This is a genomic window from Paraburkholderia sp. 2C (genome assembly GCF_054589215.1).
Window position 1 is genome coordinate 891,068 of record NZ_BAAILL010000032.1, and the last position, 25,875, is coordinate 916,942.

A 25,875-nucleotide genomic window follows, 5' to 3' on the forward strand; every position below is an offset into this window, starting at 1 on the left:
GTCTGTAGGCGGATCGAAGGGCGGGAGTCCATGTCAAAGGCATGTGACAAAGCCGTTATACTGGCCCCTCGTCCGTTGCCTCCATGAGCCGGCGCCCATTGTCCAACGTACCGACCTGTATATGAAACGTTACCTCACTGTTTTTCTGGCAGCCGCCTTCGTGTCCACCGCGGCTATTGCACAAACCGCGCCCGAGGCTGTTGTGAAGAGCGCAGTGCAAGGCACGGTCGAGGCGATGAAGGCCGATCCCCAGGCGCGCGGTGGCGACATGAGCAAGATCACCGGCGTGGTCGAATCGCACTTCGTGCCGGCCACGAACTTCCAGCGTACGACGCGTATCGCGGTTGGCAAGGCATGGTCCGGCGCCACGCCCGACCAGCAGAAGCAGCTATATGAGCAATTCCAGTTGCTGCTGGTGCGCACTTATGCATCGTCTTTGTCGCAATTGCGCGGTCAGGACGTGAAGTTCCAGTTCCAGCCGGCCAATATCCAGGCCGGCGGCAACGACGCTGTCGTGACCTCGCACGTGCTCAGCAACGGCGGCGACGATCAGATCGACTACCGTCTCGAAAAGACCGCCAACGGCTGGAAGATTTACGACATCAATATGCTCGGCGCGTGGCTCATCCAGGTTTACCAGCGGCAGTTCCAGGAGCAACTGAACAAAGGCGGCGTCGACGGTCTGATCAAATTTCTGACCGAGCACAACGCACGCAACGCTTCCTGAACTATGCACCCGGCCCGGGCGCTGCATCACGCGAATAAGCGTGTGCCGCGCCCGGCGCGCTTGACGGGGCCACGCGCCGCTATTTTTTGCTGCGGTGCTCGACGGCGAACTTGATCAACTCGGCCTGGCCGTCGATCTCGAGCTTGCGCTTCAGATTCAGCCGATGCGTCTCGACGGTTCGCACCGATAAGCCGTTGCGCTGCGCAATCTGCTTGCTCGACAGGCCCTCCGCCAATGCGTCCAGAATGTCCCGCTCGCGAGGCGTGAGACGCGCAAGCGGCGTCAACGCGGCCGAGGCCTCGATCATCCGTACGCCAAGCCCGGCGCTGAAGAACGTCTGACCGCTGAGCACCGTGCTGATGGCACGGATGATTTCGGTAGCCGGCGAGTCCTTCAGAACATACCCGCTCGCACCGGCCCGCACGGCCTGCGTGACGTATTCGACGTTATCGTGCATCGACAGCATCAGCACGCGGATGCCCGGAAAGCGCTCGTGAAAAACGCCCGCGAGCGTGATGCCGTTCATCCCGTTCATGCCGATATCCATCAGCACAAGGTCCGGCTCATGCGCGACCGCCAGCGCGATCGCTTCGTCGGCGTTGCCGGCTTCACCGACGACGGCGAAGCCCGGTACCGCTTCGAGCCGCGCACGCAGGCCGTCGCGCACGAGCGGGTGATCGTCGACGAGGATCAGGCGCGCGGCGGCCGGCGACGTGTCGTTCATGGTCGGTCCTCCTGCTCGATATGCGCATGGGCGGGCGCTGTGCCGGCGGCTGATGCGGATGCTTTGCCGCTGACGCTGCGCGCCGGCACCGCGGCCCCGACGATGGTTCGCCCCGGCTCCGAGACAAGCGACAGCGTGCCGCCCAGCGCCTCCAGCCGTTCCCGCACGTTGCGCAAGCCTACACCGGCATTCGGGTCGGCTTGCACGCGGTCGATATCGAAGCCGCGTCCGTCGTCTTCGATGGTCAACGCGACCCTGCCCGCCGAGATGTCGAGCGCGAGCGCCGCTTTCGTGGCGCGCGCGTGCCGCACGATATTGGTCAACGCCTCCTGTGCAATGCGAAAGAGAGCCGTATTGACTGCGTCCGGCAGGAGCATGCCGCGTGCCTGCCCCGTTTGCGCGAATCCGATCGCAACGCCCGATTCGGCGCTCAGTTCGCGCGTCAACTGCTCGAGCGCGGCGGCGAGGCCAAGGTCGTCGAGCATGGATGGCCGCAGCGCATGCGAGATGCGCCGCACTTCGCGCAACGTGTCGCCGAGCCGCGCGAGACTCGTGGACAGCGCGGCCTCCGCGGCCGGCACACGTGCGTCGCTGTGCTCGAAGCGCGCGAGTGCCGATTCGAGCAGCAGCTTGACCGACACCATCATCTGGCTGATGCCGTCATGCAATTCGCGCGAGAGCCGGGCGCGTTCGCTTTCCTGCGACGCGACGACCTGCTGCGCCAGGCGCCTCAACTTCGCGTCGGCGCTGCGATACTCGCTGACGTTCAGCACCAGCGCGCAGAGCGTGATCACGGCGAGCCCCGCGAGCGCGATGCCGCCGATCCACATCATCGTGCGCTCGATATTCGACGATGCGCGCTGATCGATGCGCGCGAGCGTCGTATCGACATCGTCGAGGTAAATGCCGGTGCCGACCATCCAGCCCCAGCGTTCGAGCGGCACGACGTAGCCGAGCTTCGGCGCGAGCTTGCCCGTGGACGGACGGTGCCACACGTAGCGCACGTAGCCGCCGCCTCGCGACGCGGCGGCGATCAGTTGCTGGATGGTGAGCGATCCGGCCGGATCGCGCAGCGTCCACAGATCGCGCCCGACCAGATCCGGTTCGCGCGGATGCATGAGTGAGCGGCCATGCATGTCGTAGACAAAAAAGTAGCCATCCTGACCAAAATCCAGCTTCTGCAATGTGGCCAGTGCGCGGCTCTGCAACATCGCATCGTCGCGGGCGTTTTCGCCGGCCGCTTCGTAAAGCGGCGCGATCGCGCTCATGGCGAGATCGACATAGTGGCGTAGCTCGATTTCCTTGCTCGCGAGATAGGCGGCCTGCGTGGTGGCGTGCTGGGTTCGCGCGAGCGCCGTGGCCTGATGGCGTACGCCGATCCCGATACCGACGATCGCAAGCAGGAACGGCACGATCGCGAGCAGGAATATCTTCGCTTTAAGGTTCATCGCTGAAAAGTCCGCCGGATGGCATACGTAATAGTACGTAGCGAGCTTACGTAGTTGTGCGCTTGTGACGCCGAGGACGAAAGCGAATACTACACGGCCATAGCCTGGCGAACATACGATGCCACATCGGCTTTTCGTCGTCAGTCATTGAATTCGTATAACTAAACAGGAGACTCCATGAATCGGGCTTCCGGATTCCTGGTTTGGACCGCGGTCGCGCTATTCGGCGCATTCGCGTTCGGCACCATCGCGCTCGCGCACGGCGAGCGCGTCAGCGCTTTATGGATTGTGATCGCCGCAGTCTGCGTTTATCTGATCGCATACCGCTTCTATAGCCGCTTCATCGCAAACAAGGTGTTGCAGCTCGACGGCGAACGCGTCACACCTGCCGTGCGGCACAACGACGGGCTCGATTACGTGCCCACCAACAAGTACGTGCTGTTCGGCCATCATTTCGCGGCGATTGCCGGAGCCGGGCCGCTGGTCGGCCCTGTGCTGGCCGCGCAGATGGGCTATATGCCGGGCATGCTGTGGATTCTCGCCGGCGTCGTGTTCGCCGGCGCGGTGCAGGATTTCATCGTGCTCTTCATCTCGTCGCGCCGCGACGGCCGATCGCTCGGCGATCTGGTGAAGATGGAACTCGGCACGGTGCCCGGCGTGATCGCGCTGTTCGGCGCGTTCCTGATCATGGTGATCATCCTCGCGGTGCTCGCGCTGATCGTCGTCAAGGCGTTGACGAACTCGCCGTGGGGCGCCTTCACAGTGGCCGCAACCATTCCGATCGCGCTCTTCATGGGCGTCTATACGCGCTTTATCCGGCCCGGCCGTATCGGCGAAGTGTCGATCATCGGCTTCGTGCTGCTGATGGCGTCTATCGTGTTCGGCCAGCATGTGCACGACTCCCCTGAGCTCGCCGCATGGTTCACGTTCAGCGGCACGCAACTGACATGGATTCTGATCGGCTACGGTTTCGTCGCGTCGGTCCTGCCGGTCTGGCTGCTGCTCGCGCCGCGCGATTATCTGTCGACGTTCCTGAAAATCGGCACGATCCTCGGTCTCGCCATCGGCATCCTGATCGTCGCGCCGGAGCTGAAGATGCCCGCGCTGACGAAGTTCGTCGACGGCACCGGCCCCGTATGGTCCGGTAGCCTGTTCCCGTTCCTGTTCATCACGATTGCTTGCGGCGCGGTATCGGGCTTCCATTCGCTGATCTCGTCAGGCACGACGCCGAAGCTGCTCGACAACGAGCGCAACGCGCGCTTTATCGGCTATGGCGCGATGCTGATGGAATCGTTCGTTGCGATCATGGCGCTCGTGGCGGCTTCGGTGATCGAACCGGGCATCTACTTCGCGATGAATGCGCCGGCGGCAGTGCTTGGCACGACACCTGAAGCAGTCGCGCAGACCGTATCGCAATGGGGCTTCATGCTCACGCCTGAAATGCTCACGGAAACCGCGAAGGCAGTCGGCGAAACCACCATCGTGGCGCGCGCGGGTGGCGCGCCGACGCTCGCGGTCGGTATGGCGCACATCCTGCATCAGGTCATCGGCGGCGAGGCGATGATGGCGTTCTGGTATCACTTCGCGATTCTCTTCGAAGCGCTTTTCATCCTGACCGCGGTCGACGCGGGCACGCGCGCGGGCCGCTTCATGCTGCAGGATCTGCTGGGCACATTCCACCCGGCGTTGAAGCGCACCGAATCGCTGCCTGCCAACCTGATCGCGACGGCGTTGTGCGTGGCCGCGTGGGGATACTTCCTGTATCAGGGCGTCGTCGATCCGCTCGGCGGTATCAATACGTTGTGGCCGCTGTTCGGCATTTCGAACCAGATGCTGGCGGGCATCGCGCTCGTGCTGGGCACCGTTGTGCTGTTCAAGATGAAGCGCGAGCGCTATGCGTGGGTCACGCTCGTGCCGACGGTCTGGCTGCTCGTGTGCACGCTGACGGCCGGTTGGCAGAAGGTCTTCGATGCGAATCCGAAGATCGGCTTCCTCGCGCATGCCGCGAAGCTCAGCGCGGCGGCCGATGAAGGCAAGGTCGTTGCGCCGGCGAAGTCGCTCGCGCAGATGCAACGCGTGATACTCAACGACTATATCGACGCAGCGCTCGCGGGCCTTTTCATCCTGGTCGTGGTGAGCATCGCGGTGTATGGCGTGCGCGCGGTATTGCTCGCGCGGCGCGCGAACCATCCGACCGCGCGGGAAACGCCATTCGAAGCGATGCCCGCAGCGCCGCATGCAGGCGCTGCGAACTGAACGGAGCGGCCGCCATGTTCTCGAATCTTCGCGACGATGTCAGGACCGCAGGCCGCTATCTGGGCGAGACGCTGCGCCTGATGGTGGGCCTGCCGGACTACGACACCTACGTCGCGCACATGCATGCCACGCATCCCGATCGGCCCGTCATGACCTACGATGAGTTTTTCCGCGAGCGTCAGAATGCGCGGTATGGCGGTGGTGCGGGGAAATGCTGCTGAACCCGATAGATAGCCTGGGAACCTGAGAGCCCAAAAAGAAAAAAGCGCAACGGCATACGCCGTTGCGCTTTTTCATTGCATCAGGGGCTGGAGACCGCGCGATCAATTCACCGCGGCGGCCGTCTCAACCTTCTTACCCTTGCCCGTACGCTTGATCTCTTCGAGCTTGATCTCGACGTGGCGCGAGAACACATACTCAGCCGGACGCTGCTTGTCGAGCGGGATGTCCTTGGCAAATGCGCCGGTCGTTTTCGGGCCGTTCCGGCTGACCTTGAACGCCTTCAGCGGATGCGTGACGGTATCCATCACCGCGGTTGCTTCGAAGCCGCTGTGGACCATGCAGTCCGCGCACTTTTCGTAGTTGCCGGTGCCGTATTTGTCCCAGTCGGTGGTTTCCATCAACTCCTTGAAGGTCTTTGCATAGCCTTCGCCGACGAGATAGCACGGACGCTGCCAGCCGAACACGGTGCGGGCCGGGTTGCCCCACGGCGTGCAGTGGTAGGTCTGATTGCCGGCGAGGAAGTCGAGGAACATCGCCGACTGGCTGAACGACCAGTTCTTGCCGTTGTTGCCGCGCTTGAAGATTTCCCGGAACAGGTGCTTGGTCTTGTCGCGGTTGAGAAAGTGCTGTTGATCCGGCGCGCGCTCATACGCGTAGCCCGGCGACACGGTAATGCCGTCCACGCCGAGCGGCTTCAACGTATCGAAGAACGCGGCGACGCGGTCCGGCTTCGCATCGTTGAACAGCGTGCAATTGATGTTGACGCGAAAGCCGCGGCGCTTCGCCTCGCGGATCGCGGCGACGGCCTTCTCGTAGACGCCTTCCTGCGAAACCGAGTGGTCGTGCATGTCCTTGTCGCCATCGAGGTGCACGGACCAGACGAAATACGGGTTCGGCTCGTAATCGTCCATCTTCTTTTCCATCAACAGCGCGTTCGTGCAGAGATAGACGAACTTCTTGCGCGCCATGATGCCCTTCACGATTTGCGGCATTTCCTTGTGCAGCAGCGGCTCGCCGCCCGCGATCGAGACGACGGGCGCGCCGCACTCGTCGACGGCTTCGAGGCATTCGGCCAACGACAGCCGCTGGTTCAGGATCGGATCCGGATAATCGATCTTGCCGCAACCATTGCACGCAAGGTTGCAGCGGAAGAGCGGTTCGAGCATCAGTGCGAGCGGATAGCGCTTATTCCCCGACAGGTGCTGGCGCATGATGTAGGCGCCGACCCGAACTTTCTGTAGCAGCGGAATGGACAAGACGGTTCTCCTTAAACTTCGCGTGCAGCGAGTGGTTGCGTCAGCTTCGACGGCAACTTGAATTCAACTTTCTCTTCACGGCCCGCCATCGTCGAAACGTCGACGGGGCCCCATGCGCGCAGCGCATCGATCACGTTTTCCACCATTTCTTCCGGCGCCGATGCGCCGGCGGTGATGCCGACGGTTCGCGCATTCGCGAACCATTCGAACTTGACTTCCGAGCCGTCCGCGACGAGATAGCTCGGCACGCCGCTTTCGCTGCCGATCTCGCGCAACCGGTTCGAGTTCGAGCTATTCGTTGCGCCGACAACGAGCAGAACGTCGACCTGCGTGCTCAACTCGCGGACCGCGGCCTGACGATTCTGCGTTGCGTAGCAGATGTCGCGCGTGTCCGGACCGACGATGTCGGAGAAGTGGTTCAGCAGTGCGTCGATGATGCCACGGGTGTCGTCGACCGACAGCGTGGTCTGTGTGACGTACGCCAGAGGCGTATCCACGGGCAGATTGAGCTTCGCGACTTCGGCTTCGCTTTGAACCAGCAGCACCTTGCCCGGAATCTGCCCGATCGTGCCTTCGACTTCCGGGTGCCCCGCGTGGCCGATCAGAATCAGCGTGCGGCCGGCCGCCACGTACTGGCGGCCCTGAACGTGAACCTTCGTGACGAGCGGGCAGGTCGCATCGAGCACGTCGAGGCCGCGTTGTTCCGCATCGCGTTCGACGCTTTGCGCGACGCCGTGCGCGCTGAAAATGGCAACCGCGCCCTCGGGCACCTCGTCGAGCTCTTCGACGAAGCGAGCGCCCTTTCTGCGCAGGTTATCGACCACGTGCCTGTTGTGGACGATTTCGTGGCGCACGTACACGGGTGCGCCGTGTTGCTGCAACGCGCGGTCCACGATTTCGATCGCGCGTACAACGCCCGCACAAAAGCCGCGGGGTTGAGCAAGGATGACTCGCATAGGCTGGCGAACTCCGACTGACGCGGGTTTGCGACGATGTCGGTAAAAATGACTCGTTCGCCGCGTCCATAATATTGTTGATGTCTTAAACCGACAAAAAGCTGTTGTTTGAAGACCAAACGCGCATTCTACCGCTAACCGCACCTGTTTGCCTTTGGGCCGTTTCGCGCGGGCGCGGCGACGTGGCAAAAATGACTCAATGCGCGGCCAGGGCGTAACCTTTAAACTATGGGCCCGCGGCGATTCTTGCAGTGACTGCCGCTCGCTGAATGTGGAATCTAGAGGCTCGCCGGATGGAAGTCCACCATTACGATTACTACGCTGTTGCAAACGCGCCGCACCGTGCGGCGGGCGAACGGGCCGATGGCCGGCGTGTGCCGGCTGCATCGAGCGCCCTGTCGTTCGCCAAGCTGACGGCGGCCTTTCGACGCCGCAACGAGGCTGCCGCATGAGCGCGGTAGTGCTGTTTTTCCTCAGCTGTCTTTCCCTTCTGATCTGGTGCGTGCTGCTGTTCGCGCGCGGCGGTTTCTGGCGCGCGCGCCCGGCGCCGCCGCTTGCAACCGACGGCCGTGACGCATGGCCGCCGGTCGTCGCCGTCATCCCGGCGCGCAATGAAGCCGACGCGATCGGCGAAGCGGTCGCGTCGCTGCTCAAGCAGGACTACGCGGGTGCGTTCCACGTCGTCGTCGTCGACGATCACAGCACCGACGGCACCGCGGACGCTGCCCGTGCCGCCGCCTTGCAGCTGCAATGCCCCGACCGCCTGACCGTGGTGCTCGCGAAGCCGCTGCCCGCGGGCTGGTCGGGCAAGGTGTGGGCGCAGTCGCAGGGCATCGAAACCGTCAAATCGCTTGGCTTGCCTTCCGAGTACCTGCTGCTCACCGATGCGGATATCGGCCATCCGGCCGATGCCGTCACGCAACTCGTTGCGCGCGCCGACGCGGAACAGCGCGACCTCGTATCGCTGATGGTCCGCTTGCGCTGCGATTCGTTCTATGAAAAAGCGCTGATCCCGGCTTTCGTGTTCTTCTTCGCGAAGCTGTATCCGTTCGCATGGGTCGGCAATCCGCGCAACCGCACGGCGGGCGCGGCGGGCGGTTGCATGCTTGTGCGCCGCAGCGCGCTCGAGGAAGCGGGCGGCATCGAATCGATTCGCAACACCCTGATCGACGATTGCACGCTGGCCGCGCGCATCAAGCACCGCGGCGAAGGCCGTCATTCGATCCGGCTCGATCTCGCCTCGCGCAGCGTCTCGTTGCGTCCCTATAACGACTGGCGAGAGATCTGGAACATGATCGCGCGCACGGCGTTCACGCAGCTTCGCTACTCGGCGTGGCTGCTGGTGGGCACGGTGTTCGGCATGGTGGTCATCTACCTGGTGCCGCCGGTCGTCTCGCTGACGCTTGGTCCGCTGGGCTGGCCCGCATGGATCGCATGGGCCGCGATGTGCTGCGCCTACGCGCCGATGCTGCGTTATTACGGCCGCTCGCCGCTGTGGGCGCCATTTCTGCCGCTCGTTGCCCTGTTCTATGTCAGCGCGACGATCGGGTCCGCCGTGCGTTACTGGCGTGGCAAGGGCGGGCAGTGGAAGGCCCGCGTCCAGGCGCCGGTGCAGGAACGATAAACTCAGGACACGCCACGATGATTGCATCGACCCAGCTACTTCGCCTGATTTGCATGCTCGCGTTGTTGCCAGGTTCGATGCAAATTGCATTCGCTCAGCAAAGCGGCGACGGCAGCGCAAGCGGCGACATCCGCGGTGTCGCGCAAATTGTTCAGACGCAAAACGGCGACTCAATGCCGGCGGTTTCGAGCACGGCTGCCAGCACACCCGCTAGCACGGCCGCGGGCACGACCCGTCCCGCCGGCGACCCCGTATCCGACTATCTCGCGAAGAAATTCGGCGTCGCCAGGGAAAAGGCGGTGCAGATTTCGAACGCGGTTCGTGTCGCGTCGGAGAAGTACGCACTGCCGCCCGCGCTGCTGCTCGCGATCATCTCGATCGAATCGCGCTTCAAGGAAAAGGCCAAGGGCCGCAACGGCGCGACGGGCCTCATGCAGGTCGTGCCGAGCGCTCATCGGCCGCTTTTGAAAAACGTGAAGGATCTGACCGAACCGGACACCAACATCGCGGTGGGGTCGGCGATCCTGTATGGCTATATGAAGTCCGCGGGCGGCGATCTGAACGCCGCATTGAAAAGCTACGGCGGATCGAAGGCTTATGCGGAGATGGTCGGGCTACGCGCGAAAACCTTCGCGCTGGTGTCCGAGCCGCCGGCGCAAGCGGGCGCCGGAGCGCTATGGCAAGCGGTGCGGGCAGGCGAGTGCGACGCGCGCTGGACCGCATTCTGCATTCACCCGGTGGTCTGGTCCGGCGCAAGCGCGGACCTCACGGAAACGACCGGTCCGGCGTCGCCGCAGCCGATGCGCCTGCCGGGCGTGTTATTGCCGCTGCTGCGCTGACCGGTTGTGCGTGTAAGGCGGTCGCGCGGCCTGCCGGTGAACGGACCCGGATGTGGACTCGATGCTCACGCTTGCGTGAGCATCATGTACAACTGAATGGCCATATCCGGCGAAAACGTAAATGGCACCCAGCCGTGGCCGGTGTGCCGCATGACCAGCAACCGGTCGCCGTTCGATTGCTTCTGAACCGCCATGACCGGATTCTTCGTCGAAACGAAACGCCAGCCGGGCGGCAGATTCGCCGGCGCTTCAGGCTGCATCGACGCGCGCGCGTTCGACAACTCTTCCACCAGCTGGCCCACCTGCATGGGATGCAGCCGCACGGACTGATCGCCGATCCTCATCACGATTTCGTTCTGGTTCGGCCGGTCGATGCGCAGTGTGGGCTTGCCATCGGCTGCGGACGATTCGGTCGATTCGGACGATTGGGTTGCGTCGCTGCCGTGCCTGAGCGACCCGGCGGCGGACTCGGCCGGCACGGCGCTTTCCGCGCTTTCCCTGCTTGCGGCGGCCGACGCGGCTGCGGCCTCGATGAGATCATCGACGCTCGCTTCGAGCGCGCCGATCTGTTCGTGAAGGTTCATACGACGGTTCTCTGAGAAGACCCGCGATTTTACCTTTCAGCCAAGGCTTTTATGCCCGGTCGCGCCAGCCGACGTTGTAACAAAATGCAGCACACGCGCGGCCGGACATCACTTCGTCAGATAGCCCGCGTCGCGAAACCAGGCGAGCGCGTCCTTCAACCCTTCGCGATACGGCCGCGCGCGATAGCCGAGCTCGCGCTCCGCTTTCGCCGACGTAAAGTACATCTTGTTCTTCGACATCTTCAGCGCGTCGACGGTGACGAACGGCTCGCGCTTCGTGATCTTCGCGACGGCTTCGGCGCCGATCGCCAGCGGGTACAGCGGCCAGCGCGGCAGCGCGATCGTCGGCGGTTTGCGGTTCGAGAGCGCCGCGATATCGGCGAGCATCGTCTGCAGCGGCAGGTTTTCGCCGCCGAGAATGTAGCGCTCGCCGATCTTGCCGCGCTCGAGCGCGAGAAAATGCCCGGCCGCGACGTCGTCGACGTGCACGAGGTTCAGGCCCGTGTCGACGAAAGCCGGCATCTTGCCGAGCGCCGCTTCGACGATGATGCGGCCGGTCGGCGTCGGTTTGACGTCGCGCGGGCCGATCGGCGTCGACGGATTGACGATGACGGCGGGCAAGCCGTCGTTCGCGACCATGCGCTCGACGGCGCGCTCCGCGAGCACCTTGCTGCGCTTGTAGACGCCAATCGCCTGCTGCGGCGTCATGCCCGCGGTTTCATCGACCGATTCACCGGAGTCGGTCACCTTCAGCGTCGCGACGCTGCTCGTATAGACGATGCGCTCGACGCCTTCCTTCAGCGCGGCACGCATCGTCGCTTCGGTGCCTTCGAGGTTCGCGCGCTCGATCTCGGTCGGGTCGGGCGCCCACAGCCGATAGTCGGCCGCGACATGCAGCAGATAGCGCACGCCGCGTAGCGCCGCGCGCATCGACGCCTCGTCGCGCATATCGCCGACGGCCACTTCCGCGTCGAGTGACTCGATATTGCGGCGCGGACTCGTGGCCCGCACCAGCACGCGCACGGCAAAGCCCTTCTGTTGCGCGACGCGCGCTACCGCCGAGCCGACAAAGCCCGACGCGCCCGTCACGAGCACGAGATCGCGATTCTGATCAGTCATTCCTGTGTGGTCCCCGCTGGCAAGTTGTGGGATTGTACGTGGCCATTCATTCCCGCTGGGCATTCCCGTTGCCACGCGACTAGAATGCCCGCTTGAAGGACTGGCTTGAGAGACTATCAGGAGATGAGAGCATGACCGGCACGGATCTCGATTCGCGAATCGAAACCTACTACGTGCGTGTCAGGGGCGTGGTGCAGGGCGTCGGCTTTCGCCTTGCGACAGTGCGCGAGGCGCACGCGCTCGGCATCAAAGGCTGGGTCGCGAACCTCGACGACGGCTCGGTTGAAGCCGTGCTGCAAGGGCCCGCGAACCAGGTGGACCGGATGCTCATGTGGCTGCGGCACGGACCGCCCGCCGCGCGCGTGACCGAAGTGACCGGCGAAGAGCGCATGACCGACAAGCGCTACGAGCGTTTCGAGCAGCACTGAAGGCGCTGGCGGCCGGCGCCGGGATATCGCGCGCGCGGCAACCGCGCAACGCTGGCGGCAGCGCGCCGCGCGCCGCTCAGTTCAGCGCGGCTTACCGCGCCACCAGCAGGCTTTCCGCAAATCCCCAATCCTGCTCGACCCACTGTTGCCTGCAGGCGAAGCCCGCATCGTCGGCGATTGCGCCGATCTCGTTCGCGCGGTACTTGTGGCTGCTTTCGGTCCAGATCGTTTCACCGGCTTCGAGCGTCACGCTGAGTTGCGCCGCGCGAATCTGCGCGTTGATGCGATGCTTCGCGCGCAGATGCATTTCGACGCTGCGCGCATCGGGATTGAAACGCGCGACATGCTCGAAGGCGTCGAGATCGAACGTGCCGCCCAGTTCGCGATTGATACGCGCGAGCAGATTCAGATTGAACGCCGCGGTCACGCCGATCGGGTCGTCATAGGCGGCGATCAGCGTGGGCACCGGCTTTTCGAGGTCGGTGCCGAGCAGCAGTGCGTCGCCGGGCATCAGCATGCCGCGGATATCGCGCAGAAAACGCGTGGCCGCGAGCCGGCCGAAGTTGCCGATCGTGCTGCCGAGAAACAGCACGAGCAGCGGTTCGTCGCGCGCGCGGCGCTTGCTCACTTCCGCGAGACCGGCCAGATAGTCGCGCTCGTAGCCGACAATCGAAAGGCGCTCGAGATCGCCGAGTTCGCGGCGACATAATTGCAAAGCGGTGCGCGAAATTTCAATCGGCGAGTAGGTGGTCGACGTCGTCGGCCGTTTCTTGCACAAAGCTTCCAGAATGCGCCGCGTTTTGCGGCCGCTGCCGCTGCCGAGTTCGGCGACGATCGCGTTGTGCGGCACGTGCGCGACGATATCGGCCGCGTGCCGCGCAAGCAGGCGTTCCTCGGCGCGCGTGACGCCGTATTCCGGCAGTGCCGTGATGACTTCGAAGAGCGCGGAGCCCACTTCGTCGTACAGATACATCGACGGCAGTTCCTTCTGCGGCGCATGGGTCAGGCCGGCTCGCACGGCAGAGGCGAATTCGGGGGAAACGTCGTGCGATAGGGCAGGCTGGGTCATGTTCGCTCCATGTTGTGGGTTCGGCGGCGGCTTGCGATGCTGCCGGTGGTTTCGCGTTGCGTGCACGAGCGGTTCGACGAACTTCGCACACGAAGGGCGGCGCACCCGCGGCTTGAACGCGCAATTAAAAGGACATTGCGTTCGCTATCCGCGGCATTGAAGACGCGTTATCAAGCAAGAATCGCGCTTACCGGTTACGGGGATGTGTCCCGAAGTGAACGGACGTGAGGGCATGAGGCTACGTTGTACTCCAATGCGAGAAATCGTGCACGTACACGTTCGTATGCCGCATGCCACCCATGGGATGCGCGGGACGTCTAGAATGCTGGCTTGGCCCGACAATGCAGCGCCTGTTTACGTCCGCTTCGTCGATTCAAATGATTCATTGCCTGATCATTGCTTGGTCATTCTTAGGCACCACTGTCGATGATTGTCCGCATACTCAAAACAATCGCTTGCATGTACAACAATAAGACCGCCGTTCAGCGGACCGCAGACAGCCGATGCGATCGACGCAATCGATGCAACCGACGCGATCGTCGTCGCATCGCACATCGCGTTTCCGATGGAATTTTCACGCAATGAGCACCTATCAACCCGGGCGCGGTGTAGCGTTCTCCGTCAGCGCATCCGCGCTCTTCGCATTGATGTCGGTGTACGTGAAGCTGCTCGCGCCGTTGAGCGGCCTCGACATCTTCGCGTGGCGCGTGCTATGGACGGCGCCCGGTGCGCTGACGCTCATCGCATTGCGTTCGCGTCTGCCGCAGATGCGCGCACTCATCAAGCGCGCCATGACCGAGCGCTGGACCGCGCTCGCGCTGGTCGCAAGCGCCGCGTTGCTCGGCATCCAGCTATGGCTCTTCTTGTGGGCGCCGTTGCATGGACGCATGCTCGAAGTGTCGCTCGGTTATTTTCTGTTGCCGCTTACGATGGTGCTGACCGGACGCTTCTACTATCACGAGCGGCTCGATCCGCTGCAATGGGCGGCGGTCGCATGCGCGGCGGCGGGCGTGGCGCACGAGCTATGGGCGACCGGCGCCTTCGCGTGGCCGACGGTGCTCGTCGCGCTCGGCTATCCGCCGTATTTCGTACTACGGCGCAAGATCAACGCAGATTCGCTGACTGCCTTTGCGGTCGAAATGTCATTGCTGTTTCCGATCGCGGCGGCGATGGTCGCAACGGGCGGCTCACTGCAGTTGCTCTCCGGCCGCATCGACATCGGGATGCTCTGGCTACCCGGTCTCGGCGTGTTGAGCACCGTCGCGCTCGCGTCGTATCTGAAAGCGAGCCGTCTGCTGCCGATGGCGCTGTTCGGCATTCTCGGCTACGTCGAGCCGGTGTTGCTCGTGCTCGTCTCGGTAACGCTGCTCGGCGAGCATTTGTCGGCTACGCAACTCGCGACGTATATACCGATCTGGATTGCGGTCGCGTTGACTGCGTGGCATAGCGCGCGGCTGATTCGGGTGCAGGTGCGCTAAGGGCCGCGGTGCGCCGAGGCGCGCGGCGTATTCAAGCCTGCGGCGTCGGTGGCACGATCGGATCGTAGCCGCCGAGGTTGGCAAGAGGATGCGCCGTTTGGGATCGCAGTTGCGCGGAGACCTTTTGTACCGGCGTTTTATCGAGCGAACCGGCAACCGCGTTCATCACCATGCCCGCGATCAGCAGAAACGGCGTAACCACCGGCCCAACCACAGGTATATAAGGCGTGATCAAGGCAGCCGTGCTGGTCGTGGATGCGGCGAGGCCCACGTTGTCGGCGTCAGTGACTTTCCCCTGATTGGCCTTATCGATGTATGCGGACAGCTTGACGCCGTATTCGACCAATGCCGGAACGATCATGCCCGCGCTGGCGTAGGCCATCAGTTTGACGCCGCCGGGAATCGACCATCTTTTGCCCCCTAGCTGGTTGGCTCGATTGAGCTCGACATCGAACGCAAATTTCTGGAAGGAATGCTTCATCCGGTCGGCGTTTTCCCGTAACTCGATGGCGAGCGCATTGAGTCTGGCTCTGCCAGTATCGATATTCGGCAGCCCATGGGTGTTCAGCGGCTTATGCGCTTGCGCGACCTTCTCGGCGGATTGGACGATGCTGTCGGCGGATTCGCTGATGCCGTGCTGGATTTCCGGGTCTGCGCTCGCCGCGGGTGGACGCGCGATCGATACGGGCGACATACCGGCGGACGTCGACGTGCCCGAAGTGGACGGCAGCATATTGCCCCCTATCTCGCGCATTGCAAATTCTTCGCGTGTGGGCGAATAGGTTTGCAGTTCGCCCGACCTCGCGTCGATTCGCTGAGCAGTCTCGACGGTCCCGTCGGGTCGGTATTCATAGCTGATTCCACGAGCGGGTCCTGCGGAAGACTGGCGAAGCAGCGCGCGCGCGGCCCGTCCGGGCAGCTTGGCCTCCGGGTTCATTGCCTTGTATTCGCTCGCGGACACCAGCGCCGCGTCGACATACAGACCGACCGAGGAATCGACCGTGCCCTGCGCGAATGCCGCGCCGGCGGCGATATAGTCGGACGTCGGATCTTCGCCCTTGGCGATCTTATTGGCGGCAGACTCGAGGTAAATCGCACCCCGCGTGAAATCCGACGCAATCGAGACAGCCCGGGTCGCAAATTGCACCGTGGCCGGAACGGGCTGATTGAACGGCATCATCGGTTTTTGAAACCGTGCGAGCGCCGGCAGCGTGTCCTTGACGAACTGGGAGTTGTTAAAGCGCACATAGCCGTATTCTCCGGCTCTCACGAGGCCCGCAACCGGGCCGCCATATTTCGTGAAGTCCTTTTCGGCCTGCTTTTGCGCATGCGTTTGCTGTGTCGGGAAGGCGATTCCGTTTTGCTCCGGGTAACTGCACGCGCTCAGCCGTTCATAGGCGTAAACGAGCTTGAGCGGTGTTCCCGGCGGCGTGAGCGGCGGTGGGGCGATGGAGTCCGGAAGAACCGCCATGGCCATGTCGCCCTTCGGGCCCGCGATCGTGGTCATGCCAAGATCTTTTGCGCCGATCAGCACGTCCTTGCCCGTGCTCGTGTCGTAGAACGATAGTGTTGCGGCATAGTCGTTGGGGCTGCCCTTATACGCGCTTTCCGAAACAAACGGCGTTTCATGGGTGCGGGGCGTGGCGAGCCGGCTGTTGTTGACGGTCGCTGCCATCAACGACGCCGCCAGCTTGCTTTGGTCGTTGACATCGTCTATTGCGCTTTCGAGGCTCGCGCGGCGCTCGCGCAGCAAGCCGACAACGGCGCTCTTTCCCTCCGCGTCGCCGACACTGCTTCTGGCGATGACGGCGGCCCGGTTCATGTCGAGCGAGTCATTGAAATTTTTGACGCGCGTGTCGATGATGCCTTTTTTCAATGCGGCATCCTGTTCGAGCAAAAGATAGGTTTCCGAAGCCTTGTTCAATTGCTTGTCGATCGTCTCGGCACCGATCTTGCCGATGTTCTTGTTCCGCCACGCGCGCAAATCGAGCACGAGCTGTTCCCACGCGTTGCCTAACCGCGCGTCGATCTTTTCCGCGGCATGTTGCGCAGCCTGGGTAAAAAGCGCGCGCGCATCGGTCGCCGACACGATCCAGTTCGTGGGGTTCGCATCCTTGCCGTCCGCAGCGCGATTGGACGAATCGAGTCTGAACGCTTCACCGGAGTAGGGGTGCGTATTGGCCAGGTGTCTCCGGCTTGCCTCGTTCCACGACGTCGTTGCGTCTTCCAGGCCGCGCTTTGCCTGCTGGAGCTCCCGCTTCGCTGCCTCGTATGCTGCGTAGTCGGCGGGCCAAGGGATGCCCGAGACCGGGTCCGTGCCGGCTGTCATTCGATGTTCGGCGTCTCTGAATCTGGATTTCGCGCTATTCACATTTTCCGCGGCGGCGTCGAGCGCGCGACGGTCGTGGCCGAGGTCGTGCTCGATCGATCCGCGAATGGTTTCGCTCGACCGGTTCCAGACGTCGATCTGCGAGGTGGCGAGCATCTGCTTCAGATCGGCGACCAGCTTGCGGTGATTCGCGCGTTTCGCGGATGCCGCCGTATGACTCGGGGCTTGAGTTCCGCGACGGACATCCGGGCGGCGCGTCGAGCCGGCCGTGTGGCCCGCTCGATGAGTCCGTTGCTGTACTGCCGGCGAGTCAGTGTCCGATTGTCGATCGTCGTCGCACAGCGTGCGTGGATGACCCGAGCGTTGATTGACGAGCATAGACGCGTCTCCGTTGTCGTTAATAGGACCAGTTAGTCTATTAAGCCAACCGAGGCGTATGGCCGGGTGTTGCTGGAGTATGCGCGCTTGCGAAACTGCTTTGCGAGCGAGCGCGAGCACGCGCAGCGCTATTCAAAACGGGTTGTCGATCACTCCCGGCTTCGCGCCAGGCTCGTCCTTGATTCGTTCCGGCAGATCCGTTTGTGCCTGCAACGCAGCGACCGCGCTGTCGACGGCCTGCTTCAGCGCGAGTGCCGCCTTCAGCCCGCGCCTGTCCTTCGTCAGCTCCAGCGTGCCGCTCAGCACGACCCGCCGCGTGCCGTTCGTGACGGTCAATGCATCGCCCTGAATGTTGAGCACGTCGACATCGTTCGAATATGCGTTAAACACCTTTCAGTCCTCCTGGCCGTTCGTCCTTCACGTTCTCGGGAATACCGGGAAAGCGGATGCCGCTGGCTGCCTCGAGTTCGTGCACGGTCTCGATGCTGTAGCGGTTGGTCGCGACATTGTCCACGACCACCGCGAACGCGAGCCGCTTCGACGGCACATAAACTACCTTGAATAATTGCGTGGGCACGAACACGCGAGTTGCGCCGATCGTCTGAAGCTGCTGATCGGTGAACATCGGCCCGGTCACCACGAACGTGTCGTCGTATTTCAGCGCGAGCTTGCGCACTGCGCTTTCGATGCGCGACCACAAGCGCTCGTTGTTCTCGCGATTCTGCGGAACGATATTCGCGAGTGAGAACGACTGAGCCATCCCTTCCTCATTCCAACGATTGCCGGCCGGGCTCATATGGCCGCGATCGAAGCCGCTGCGCTTGTAATCGGCGAGCGTCGCGCCTTCGCCGGCCGGCAGGCGCACATCTTCAAAGAAGCGATTCGTGCGTGTCATATCTTTGGCCGCCTCGATATGATCGCGTGTCAGATGTTCGGCGGACCAGAGCGGTCCATGCGTAATGCCGGAATGCAGCACCGCGAAATCCGCATAGCACAGCATGCGCGTTTTCGGCGCCATCTTTGTGTTGATCAGGATCGGCCACTGGCCGCCTGACGTGAAATCGGTGCAGGACGGCGCCGCCGTCGCATGGGCCGCGACAGCGGCTAGCAGGCAAAGAAACCACTTCTTCATGGATTGCAAACGGAAGGAGAACGGAGAAAAGGGTTGGCAGGAACGGCAAGGTGCGCAAGTATAGCGTCGCGCGGGGCATGCCCGCGACTGCGTGATTGCACCGCAACAATCCGCTTCGAATCGGCAAGGGAGGGCACGAAAATGGCACAACAACATTACTCGGGCGGCTGCCATTGCGGCGCGTTGAAATTCACCGTCGATGTCGATCTCGACCAGACGATTTCATGCAACTGCTCGATTTGCAGGAAGCGCGGCCTGATTCTCGGCTTCGCGCCGGTGGACCGCTTCAACCTGCATACCGACGAGAGCGCGGCCCAGGAATATCTGTTCAACAAGCATGTGATCAGACATCAGTTCTGCCGCGTATGCGGCGTCGAAGCCTATTCGTACGGCGCGATGCCGGACGGTACGCGGATGGTGGCGGTCAATGCGCGATGCCTCGACAACGTCGATCTCGCATCGCTTAAGCCCGCTCCATACGACGGTGCGAACCACTAAAGGCCGCTAAAAGACAGCTATAGCAGCTGAAGCAGCTAAAGCATCCGGAGCCGCCGGATCCACTCGCGCGGCCCGCTGCAGGAACGACATCGATAAACGCGCGGACAAAACAGAAGCGCCGACGATCATGCGTTTTGCACTTCCGTCGGCGCATCGCACCATTCGCTGTGAATGGCTGTTGCGCAGCGCGCATGGCCGATGCATGCGCGTGACGAGGGCGCGCGGTCAGCGCCCGAAGATGCTGTTCTCCGCTTCCACCGGTTGGCGGTCCACTGCTTGCAGGCGCCAGAATCCGTTCATCAGCGAACGCGTGCGTTCGGACTCCCACGCCGCGGCACCTTGCGACGAACTGACACGCTGCCTGCGGTCGACGTGCAAGCCCCGCAACGTACAGAGGGGCGCTTCCGCGCTCGGCGCGCATAACGCAGTGACACCGTCCTGGTCGCGCAATTCTCCCCACGGGGGAAGATGCACGCCTTCGTGTGCTTCCCGGGACCAGCGGCGCTGTTCGGTGTCGAGCCATAGCACCGCATAGTCGTGATTGACGGTGGGATCCGAACCGTTGATAAGAATGGTCAGCCGCATTTCTACTCCCTCGTAAAGAGGCTCGTCCGCTACATCAGTCTATGTCGGACGATAACTTATGCAACCCAAACCACTATCAGCGAGATTGAAAATCACAATTGGGAACGCATGGGCGAGCTTCTAGATTTAATGCACGGCTCCGGCGCGCGCGTCCAGCCGTGGTCGTCTGCGACTGTGTTCGTCCCCCAACGCGCGATTCCCACACTACAAGAGATGGACGGAGGCTCAGATGACACAATTGAAGGGATCTAAAACAGAAGACAACCTGAAGGCCGCATTCGCGGGCGAGTCACAAGCGAATCGTCGTTACCTGTATTTCGCCGCTAAAGCGGACGTCGAGGGCCAGAACGACGTCGCGGCGCTGTTCCGTTCGACCGCTGAAGGCGAGACGGGTCACGCGCATGGTCACCTCGAATATCTCGAAGCGTCCGGCGACCCGGCCACCGGTTTGCCGTTCGGCTCATCGCGCCTGAATCTGGAGGCCGCGATCGCCGGCGAAACGCACGAATACACGGACATGTACCCCGGCATGGCCAAAGCGGCGCGCGAAGAAGGCTTCGATGAAATCGCCAACTGGTTCGAGACGCTGGCCAAGGCGGAACGCAGCCACGCCAACCGTTATTCGAAAGCGCTCGATTCGCTGGTGGATTGACAAGGCAAAAGCCGGCGCGGTGAGTCGGCGCTCGATGTCGTTTGGCTAAACGGCATGTTCCACGCATTGCGCGAGAAACTTCGGCACGGGGCCGCGGTTTCTCGCGCTGCCTTGCGTGCGATTGGCTTGCGTATCTTGCCCACAAGCGTTCCCCACAAAGCGTCCCCCACAAAGCGGCGCGCGACTTGAACAAGAACGATGAAAGGGAGACTGACGTTATGCCCCACAAGGAAGGCAGTCTCGAAGCACCGACGCGGCATGCGCTCGACTGGCGGTCCGCGAGTTTCTACGATCAGCGCGCCATCGACGAGGAGCTGACGCGCGTGTTCGACATCTGCGCGGGTTGCCGCCGTTGCGTATCGTTGTGCGGTGCATTCCCGACGCTGTTCGATCTGGTCGACGAAACCGACACCGGCGAAGCGCACGAAGTCGACAAGGCGCATTTCGGCAAGGTGGTCGATCAATGCTATCTGTGCGACCTCTGCTACATGACGAAATGTCCGTATGTGCCGCCGCATCCGTGGAACGTAGACTTCCCGCATTTGATGCTGCGCGCAAAAGCGGCGAGCTATAAACGCGGCGAGGTCAAAACGCGCGACAGGTTTTTGTCGAATACCGATGCACTTGGCCATTTCGCCGGCATTCCGGTCGTGACGCAGACCATCAACGCCGTTAATCACACGGCGGCCGCGCGCGGACTGATGGAAAAGGCGCTCGGTGTCGACAAGGACGCGTGGCTGCCATCCTTTGCGTCGCGCAAATTCCGCAGTGCAGCGAAGCGCTCGCAGGAGCCGCCGATTCGCGACGGCGAACGAACGCCCGGCAAGGTGGCGATTTATGCAACGTGCTATGTGAACTTCAACGAGCCGGGCATTGGCCACGATCTGCTCGCGGTGCTCGCGCATAACGACATTCCGTATGAGCTCGTCAGCAGCGAAGCATGCTGCGGCATGCCTTTGCTCGAACAGGGCGACCTCGACGGCGTTGCGCGCAAGAAAGAGAAAAATCTGCCGATACTCGCAACATACGCGCGTAACGGTTACGCGATCATCGGCGCGATTCCGAGTTGCGTGATGATGTACAAGCACGAACTGCCGTTGATGTTCCCTGACGATGCCGACGTGCGCGCAGTCAGCGAGGCGTTCTGGGATCCGTTCGAGTATCTCGTGTCGCGGCATCGCGACGGCCTGCTGAAAACCGATTTCAATACGCCGCTCGGCAAGGTCTCGTATCACGTGCCGTGTCATGCGCGCGTACAGAACATCGGCCGCAAGACATCGGAGACCTTGGCGCTCGTGCCCAATACGCAAGTGACGGTGGTCGAGCGCTGCTCCGGACATGCGGGCACATTCGGCGTGAAGAAGGAATTCCACCAGACCGCGATGAAAATCGGCACGCCGGTCTTCAAGGCGATGGCGCAGCCGCAGCCCGACTACATCTCATCCGACTGCCAGCTGGCCGGCCACCATATCGAACAGGGAATCGACGAAAACGGCTTGCCGAAGGCGCAGCTCGCGCATCCGCTGACGCTGCTGCGCAAAGCCTACGGTCTATGACTCCTCACACTTCGCAAGGACATCCGATGACGATCGCCAGGAATTCCCTGTTGTCGCTCGAGAACTATTCGAAGTCGCGCACGGCGATGCGCAGCCGCGTGATCGAGCACAAAAAGCACCGCACCGTGAAGCTCGGCAACCACCTGACGTTCCTGTTCGAAGACGAGTTGACGATTCGCTACCAGATCCAGGAGATGCTGCACATCGAGAAGATTTTCGACGAAGACGGCATTCAGGGCGAACTCGAAGCGTACTTGCCGCTCGTGCCCGACGGCAGCAATCTGAAGGCGACCATCCAGCTCGAGTACGAAAACGAAGTCGAGCGGCGTGCGGCGCTCGCACGGCTCATCGGCATCGAAGATCGCGTGTTTATCCAGGTTGAGGGCGAAGCGCCCGTTTATGCGATCGCCGATGAAGATCTCGATCGCGAGAACAACCAGAAGACGTCCGCTGTGCACTTCGCGCGCTTCGAGCTGACGCCCGCGATGAAGACGCGCCTGCGCGATGGCGCGACGTTGATGATCGGATGCGACCACCCGAACTATCCGGTGCCGGTACAGGCGATTGAAGCGAACGTTCGCGCGTCGCTGCTGAACGATCTGCGTTGATCCACGCTGCGTTGATCCACGCTGCGTTGATCGATATCAGCGCAACGTCTGCAGCGCAAGGCACAAGCTCAAATCAAAGCGCCTTGCGATAAACCACAAATCCCGAGCGTTCCGCGATGCCATCGTATAAGCGCATCGCCGTCGCATTGGTCTCGTGCGTGAGCCAGTAGACGCGTTCCGCACGCGCAGCGCGCGCCTCTTCATACACGCGTTCGATCAGCGCGCGGCCGACGCCTGTGCCGCGTTCCGCTTCGTCGGTAAAAAGGTCCTGCAAATAGCAGGCCGGGCCCGCCATGATCGTGTTGCGGTGGTACAGGTAGTGCACGAGGCCCACGAGCTTGGCGTCGCGCTCGGCAACCAGCGCATGCATCGGCTCGTAGCCGTCGAAAAAGCGCGTCCACGTCAGTTGCGTGATTTCGCGCGGCAAAGCCGTCTCGCCGGCGCGGCCGTAAAAACGGTTGTAGCCGTCCCACAGCGGCAGCCATGCATCGAAATCGTCGGGGGTAACGGGGCGAACCTGGACTCGGCCGGTCATCGCAGCGCGGGCTTAGCGCGACGGCCGATGGCGCAGCGTCTCCCGCACTCTCTTGGCGGCGAGCAGGGGCATGTAATCGAGAATGCGGCCGTCGGACTGGTATTGCGCCAGTGTGTCGGAATAGAGCTTCGAGACGGTTTCGCGCGGGGTGTTCGTTTCAGCGGCGATTGCCTTGACGACTTCTTCGGCGTCAAGTTGGGGCTGGGCCATGAATTTCTCCGGTTGTAACGGTCAGAAAAGAGGCAGAGCACGAGAACAATCATTACACGTCGCCAGACGTCCGGATTCCAATTGAATCGAACTATCAATTGCGCTTGTTTCGTTCGAACAAAGCGTGGCGCGGGCTACCGCAAAACTGCACTCACCCTACCTATATTCGCGCACGGCGAATCGGGCGCGTCGGCGGCTGCGGTCGTTTGACGCAGTGCGATAAATGAAAGCAACGAGACAGGGAACCGATAAACGCGGCGCTGCGTGTTCGTGTACGATCGCACTCCAAAATCCTCACAACAAACCGGAGGCCGAAGTGATTCGATCGATCGTGACGCGAACAGCGATGCTCGCAGCCCTCTCGCTTGCCGCTCACGCCTTTGCCGCGACTCCGTCCAGTGCCAATGCCGCGATGCCCGGGCATGCGGCCGATTTCATTGCGCACGACTTCCGTTTCTCGGACGGCACGATCCTGCCCGAGGTCCGCATTCACTACGTGACGCTCGGTACGCCGCAGCGCGATGCGCACGGCGACGTGACGAACGCGGTGCTTCTGATGCACGGCACCACGGGCACGAGCGGCGCTTACCTCACGCCGCTGATGCGGAAAGAACTCTTTGCACCGGGCGAGCCGCTCGACGCGAGCCGTTATTTCATCGTGATTCCCGATGGCCTCGGGCGCGGCGGTTCGACGAAGCCGAGCGACGGCATGCGGACGAATTTCCCGCATTACGGTTACGGCGACGTCGTCGAGGCGAACTATCAGCTGCTGGTCGACGGCCTGAAGGTCAAGCACCTGCGGCTCGTGCTCGGCACGTCGATGGGCGGTATGCAAACGTGGATGTGGGGCGAACGCTATCCGGGCATGGCCGACGCGCTGATGCCGATCGCCAGCCAGCCGATCCCGATGGCGGGCCGCAACTGGCTGTGGCGGCAGATGATCGTCGGCGCGATTCGCAACGACCCGGCCTGGCAGGGCGGCGCATATGCAACCGAGCCGACGCAATGGACGCGCGTGATGCCGATCTTCACGCTGATGACGAACAACCCCGCGCGTATCCAGACCGAAGCGCCGGACCGCGCGGCGGCGACGCAGATGTATGACACGCTTGTCGCGAACGCCGGCAAGACCGACGCGAACGATGTGCTGTACTGGTTCGAATCGTCGTGGGACTACAACCCCGCGCCCGAGCTGTCGAAAATCCGCGGACGCCTGTTTGCCGTCAATTTCGCCGACGACCTGATCAATGCGACGGACCTCAACGTCATGCAGAAGCTGATCGGCGAAGTGCCGGGCGGCCGTTTCGTCGAGATGCCGGAGACGGCGCAATCGTTCGGGCATCAGACGCTCGCGCATCCGGAGGTGTGGAAGCCGTACCTCGTGCAGTTGATGAACGGCGGTTGACGCCGGCGCCGCGCGAGGCTTTCGCGGCCCCTGTGAAATGCGATAATCGCCGTTTTGCAGGCCGCGAAGCCCGCCCGGAGAACAATCTTGAGCCGCATCGACAACCCCACACGAGACCAGGAAGCCGGCTTCGCCGATTCCACGCAAGACATTACCCGCATCGACGATACGCGCATCGGCGCGGTGCGACCGCTCATTTCGCCCGCGCTGCTGCTCGACGAACTGCCGATTCCGCCCGCGGTGCAGGCGCTTGTCGAACAAAGCCGCGCGGAAGTGGCCAACGTGCTGCACGGCCGCGACGACCGGCCGGTGATCATCGTTGGCCCGTGCTCGATTCACGACCACGATCAGGCGATCGAATACGCGCATCTGCTGAAGGCGAAGGCCGATGCGTTACGCGACGATCTGTTGATCGTCATGCGCGTGTACTTCGAGAAGCCGCGCACGACGGTCGGCTGGAAGGGTTACATCAACGATCCGCGTCTCGACGGCAGTTTTCGCATTAACGAAGGCTTGCGACGTGCACGCGAGCTGCTGATCGACATCGGCAATCTCGGTCTGCCGACTGCCACCGAATTCCTAGATCTGCTGAGCCCGCAATACATCGCGGACCTGATCGCGTGGGGCGCGATCGGCGCGCGGACCACCGAGAGCCAGTCGCATCGTCAGCTCGCATCGGGCATGAGTTGCCCGATCGGCTTCAAGAACGGCACCGATGGCGGCGTGCAGATCGCAGCCGATGCGATCGTTGCCGCGCGCGCAAGCCATGCATTCATGGGCATGACGAAAATGGGCATGGCCGCGATCTTCGAAACGCGCGGCAACGACGACGCGCACGTCATCCTGCGCGGCGGCAAGAAAGGGCCGAACTACGACGCGGCGGGCGTCGAGGAAGCCTGCGCGGCCTTGCGCAAGCTCGGTTTGCGCGAACAGGTGATGATCGACTGTTCGCATGCGAACTCGGGCAAGTCGCACGAGCGGCAGGCGGAAGTCGCGAAGGATATCGGGCAGCAGCTGTCGGGCGGTGATCGCCGCATCATCGGCGTGATGATCGAAAGTCATCTCGAAGCGGGCCGGCAGGACCTGAAGCCAGGTGTGCCGCTTGCTCGTGGCGTGTCGATCACCGACGCATGCCTCTCCTGGACGCAAACCGAGCCGGTGCTCGACGGCCTCGCGCAGGCTGTGCGCGAACGCCGGCAACGCGGCTGATCGATGTTGCACCCGTGCTGCCGCACGCGCGTCGTGTGCGGCAGCACG

Annotated in this window: 27 protein-coding genes; 14 read left to right on the forward strand and 13 right to left on the reverse strand. The window is 62.7% G+C overall.

The features are described from left to right. Window positions 1-121: 121 nt before the first annotated feature. On the forward strand, window positions 122-727 hold the full coding sequence (locus tag ACYPXD_RS12175) for an MlaC/ttg2D family ABC transporter substrate-binding protein (RefSeq protein ID WP_459711251.1): 606 nt from the start codon (window positions 122-124) through the stop codon (window positions 725-727). 79 nt (window positions 728-806) lie between these two features. On the opposite strand, the gene ACYPXD_RS12180 is transcribed toward ACYPXD_RS12175, so the two are convergent. Continuing rightward, on the reverse strand, window positions 807-1,451 hold the full coding sequence (locus tag ACYPXD_RS12180) for a response regulator (RefSeq protein WP_459711255.1): 645 nt from the start codon (window positions 1,449-1,451) through the stop codon (window positions 807-809). Next, entirely contained in the window at window positions 1,448-2,899 is a 1,452-nt protein-coding gene (locus tag ACYPXD_RS12185) for a cache domain-containing protein (protein ID WP_459711257.1), read from the reverse strand. Before ACYPXD_RS12185 ends, ACYPXD_RS12180 begins: the two co-directional genes overlap by 4 nt. 177 nt (window positions 2,900-3,076) lie before the next feature. Here ACYPXD_RS12185 and ACYPXD_RS12190 point away from each other — a divergent pair, with 177 nt between their 5' ends. Both ACYPXD_RS12190 and ACYPXD_RS12195 read left to right on the forward strand, forming a co-directional pair. Further along, window positions 3,077-5,155, forward strand: coding sequence for a carbon starvation CstA family protein (locus ACYPXD_RS12190; RefSeq protein WP_459711259.1), 2,079 nt, complete (start codon window positions 3,077-3,079; stop codon window positions 5,153-5,155). A 14-nt stretch (window positions 5,156-5,169) separates the two neighbouring features. Then, complete coding sequence (locus ACYPXD_RS12195) at window positions 5,170-5,376, forward strand: YbdD/YjiX family protein (protein WP_459711261.1); 207 nt, start codon at window positions 5,170-5,172, stop codon at window positions 5,374-5,376. 102 nt (window positions 5,377-5,478) lie between these two features. Here ACYPXD_RS12195 and hpnH read toward each other — a convergent pair whose 3' ends face one another. Beyond that, complete coding sequence (gene hpnH, locus ACYPXD_RS12200) at window positions 5,479-6,633, reverse strand: adenosyl-hopene transferase HpnH (RefSeq protein ID WP_459711264.1); 1,155 nt, start codon at window positions 6,631-6,633, stop codon at window positions 5,479-5,481. Between the two features lie 11 nt (window positions 6,634-6,644). Beyond that, on the reverse strand, window positions 6,645-7,589 hold the full coding sequence (ispH, locus tag ACYPXD_RS12205; protein WP_459711266.1) for a 4-hydroxy-3-methylbut-2-enyl diphosphate reductase: 945 nt from the start codon (window positions 7,587-7,589) through the stop codon (window positions 6,645-6,647). A 448-nt stretch (window positions 7,590-8,037) separates the two neighbouring features. Here ispH and ACYPXD_RS12210 point away from each other — a divergent pair, with 448 nt between their 5' ends. Both ACYPXD_RS12210 and ACYPXD_RS12215 read left to right on the forward strand, forming a co-directional pair. Continuing rightward, on the forward strand, window positions 8,038-9,213 hold the full coding sequence (locus ACYPXD_RS12210; RefSeq protein WP_459711269.1) for a glycosyltransferase: 1,176 nt from the start codon (window positions 8,038-8,040) through the stop codon (window positions 9,211-9,213). Between the two features lie 173 nt (window positions 9,214-9,386). Then, the gene (locus tag ACYPXD_RS12215; protein ID WP_459711481.1) at window positions 9,387-10,052 is read left to right on the forward strand and encodes a transglycosylase SLT domain-containing protein; all 666 of its coding nucleotides are present in this window, start codon (window positions 9,387-9,389) and stop codon (window positions 10,050-10,052) included. Between the two features lie 65 nt (window positions 10,053-10,117). On the opposite strand, the gene ACYPXD_RS12220 is transcribed toward ACYPXD_RS12215, so the two are convergent. Together ACYPXD_RS12220 and hpnA are read right to left on the reverse strand one after the other, a co-directional pair. Continuing rightward, a complete protein-coding gene (locus ACYPXD_RS12220; protein WP_459711272.1) occupies window positions 10,118-10,636 on the reverse strand; it encodes a hypothetical protein in 519 nt (172 codons plus the stop codon). Window positions 10,637-10,744: 108 nt separating this feature from the next. Further along, window positions 10,745-11,755, reverse strand: a complete 1,011-nt coding sequence (gene hpnA, locus ACYPXD_RS12225; RefSeq protein ID WP_459711275.1) for a hopanoid-associated sugar epimerase — start codon at window positions 11,753-11,755, stop codon at window positions 10,745-10,747. Window positions 11,756-11,886: 131 nt separating this feature from the next. Here hpnA and ACYPXD_RS12230 point away from each other — a divergent pair, with 131 nt between their 5' ends. Beyond that, window positions 11,887-12,183, forward strand: coding sequence for an acylphosphatase (locus ACYPXD_RS12230; RefSeq protein WP_459711278.1), 297 nt, complete (start codon window positions 11,887-11,889; stop codon window positions 12,181-12,183). Window positions 12,184-12,274: 91 nt separating this feature from the next. Here the strand turns inward: ACYPXD_RS12230 and egtD are convergent, their stop codons facing one another. Further along, entirely contained in the window at window positions 12,275-13,252 is a 978-nt protein-coding gene (gene egtD / locus ACYPXD_RS12235; RefSeq protein WP_459711281.1) for an L-histidine N(alpha)-methyltransferase, read from the reverse strand. A gap of 581 nt (window positions 13,253-13,833) precedes the next feature. Between egtD and rarD the strand changes: the two genes are divergently transcribed. Then, window positions 13,834-14,730, forward strand: a complete 897-nt coding sequence (gene rarD / locus ACYPXD_RS12240) for an EamA family transporter RarD (protein WP_459711283.1) — start codon at window positions 13,834-13,836, stop codon at window positions 14,728-14,730. A gap of 31 nt (window positions 14,731-14,761) precedes the next feature. On the opposite strand, the gene ACYPXD_RS12245 is transcribed toward rarD, so the two are convergent. Beyond that, the gene (locus ACYPXD_RS12245) at window positions 14,762-16,237 is read right to left on the reverse strand and encodes a hypothetical protein (protein WP_459711286.1); all 1,476 of its coding nucleotides are present in this window, start codon (window positions 16,235-16,237) and stop codon (window positions 14,762-14,764) included. 120 nt (window positions 16,238-16,357) lie between these two features. Here ACYPXD_RS12245 and ACYPXD_RS12250 point away from each other — a divergent pair, with 120 nt between their 5' ends. Next, window positions 16,358-16,747 carry a hypothetical protein gene (locus ACYPXD_RS12250; protein WP_459711289.1) on the forward strand — a complete coding sequence of 130 codons (390 nt, stop codon included), beginning with the start codon at window positions 16,358-16,360 and terminating at the stop codon, window positions 16,745-16,747. An 822-nt stretch (window positions 16,748-17,569) separates the two neighbouring features. Here ACYPXD_RS12250 and ACYPXD_RS12255 read toward each other — a convergent pair. Both ACYPXD_RS12255 and ACYPXD_RS12260 read right to left on the reverse strand, forming a co-directional pair. After that, window positions 17,570-17,827: a hypothetical protein gene (locus ACYPXD_RS12255; RefSeq protein ID WP_459711292.1), complete on the reverse strand. Its 258-nt coding sequence runs from the start codon at window positions 17,825-17,827 to the stop codon at window positions 17,570-17,572. Beyond that, complete coding sequence (locus ACYPXD_RS12260; protein WP_459711294.1) at window positions 17,820-18,569, reverse strand: DNA/RNA non-specific endonuclease; 750 nt, start codon at window positions 18,567-18,569, stop codon at window positions 17,820-17,822. The genes ACYPXD_RS12255 and ACYPXD_RS12260 overlap by 8 nt, the downstream gene beginning before the upstream one ends. A 141-nt stretch (window positions 18,570-18,710) precedes the next feature. On the opposite strand from ACYPXD_RS12260, the gene ACYPXD_RS12265 reads away from it, so the two are divergent. Continuing rightward, window positions 18,711-19,067: a GFA family protein gene (locus tag ACYPXD_RS12265; protein WP_459711297.1), complete on the forward strand. Its 357-nt coding sequence runs from the start codon at window positions 18,711-18,713 to the stop codon at window positions 19,065-19,067. A 225-nt stretch (window positions 19,068-19,292) separates the two neighbouring features. Here ACYPXD_RS12265 and ACYPXD_RS12270 read toward each other — a convergent pair whose 3' ends face one another. Next, window positions 19,293-19,652 carry a DUF3564 domain-containing protein gene (locus ACYPXD_RS12270; protein WP_459711299.1) on the reverse strand — a complete coding sequence of 120 codons (360 nt, stop codon included), beginning with the start codon at window positions 19,650-19,652 and terminating at the stop codon, window positions 19,293-19,295. A gap of 229 nt (window positions 19,653-19,881) precedes the next feature. Here ACYPXD_RS12270 and ACYPXD_RS12275 point away from each other — a divergent pair, with 229 nt between their 5' ends. The 3 genes from ACYPXD_RS12275 to ACYPXD_RS12285 all read left to right on the forward strand — a co-directional run bounded on the left by ACYPXD_RS12275 (window position 19,882) and on the right by ACYPXD_RS12285 (window position 22,468). Continuing rightward, window positions 19,882-20,304: a rubrerythrin family protein gene (locus ACYPXD_RS12275; RefSeq protein ID WP_459711302.1), complete on the forward strand. Its 423-nt coding sequence runs from the start codon at window positions 19,882-19,884 to the stop codon at window positions 20,302-20,304. Window positions 20,305-20,522: 218 nt separating this feature from the next. Further along, window positions 20,523-21,860: a heterodisulfide reductase-related iron-sulfur binding cluster gene (locus ACYPXD_RS12280; protein WP_459711304.1), complete on the forward strand. Its 1,338-nt coding sequence runs from the start codon at window positions 20,523-20,525 to the stop codon at window positions 21,858-21,860. 26 nt (window positions 21,861-21,886) lie between these two features. After that, entirely contained in the window at window positions 21,887-22,468 is a 582-nt protein-coding gene (locus ACYPXD_RS12285; protein ID WP_459711307.1) for a DUF3501 family protein, read from the forward strand. A 73-nt stretch (window positions 22,469-22,541) separates the two neighbouring features. Here ACYPXD_RS12285 and ACYPXD_RS12290 read toward each other — a convergent pair whose 3' ends face one another. Together ACYPXD_RS12290 and ACYPXD_RS12295 are read right to left on the reverse strand one after the other, a co-directional pair. After that, window positions 22,542-23,003, reverse strand: a complete 462-nt coding sequence (locus ACYPXD_RS12290; RefSeq protein ID WP_459711309.1) for an N-acetyltransferase family protein — start codon at window positions 23,001-23,003, stop codon at window positions 22,542-22,544. Between the two features lie 12 nt (window positions 23,004-23,015). Beyond that, window positions 23,016-23,213: a DUF3562 domain-containing protein gene (locus ACYPXD_RS12295; RefSeq protein ID WP_459711311.1), complete on the reverse strand. Its 198-nt coding sequence runs from the start codon at window positions 23,211-23,213 to the stop codon at window positions 23,016-23,018. A 316-nt stretch (window positions 23,214-23,529) separates the two neighbouring features. Between ACYPXD_RS12295 and ACYPXD_RS12300 the strand changes: the two genes are divergently transcribed. Together ACYPXD_RS12300 and ACYPXD_RS12305 are read left to right on the forward strand one after the other, a co-directional pair. Further along, complete coding sequence (locus tag ACYPXD_RS12300; RefSeq protein WP_459711314.1) at window positions 23,530-24,618, forward strand: alpha/beta fold hydrolase; 1,089 nt, start codon at window positions 23,530-23,532, stop codon at window positions 24,616-24,618. 87 nt (window positions 24,619-24,705) lie between these two features. After that, window positions 24,706-25,827: a 3-deoxy-7-phosphoheptulonate synthase gene (locus ACYPXD_RS12305; RefSeq protein ID WP_459711316.1), complete on the forward strand. Its 1,122-nt coding sequence runs from the start codon at window positions 24,706-24,708 to the stop codon at window positions 25,825-25,827. Window positions 25,828-25,875 lie beyond the last annotated feature (48 nt).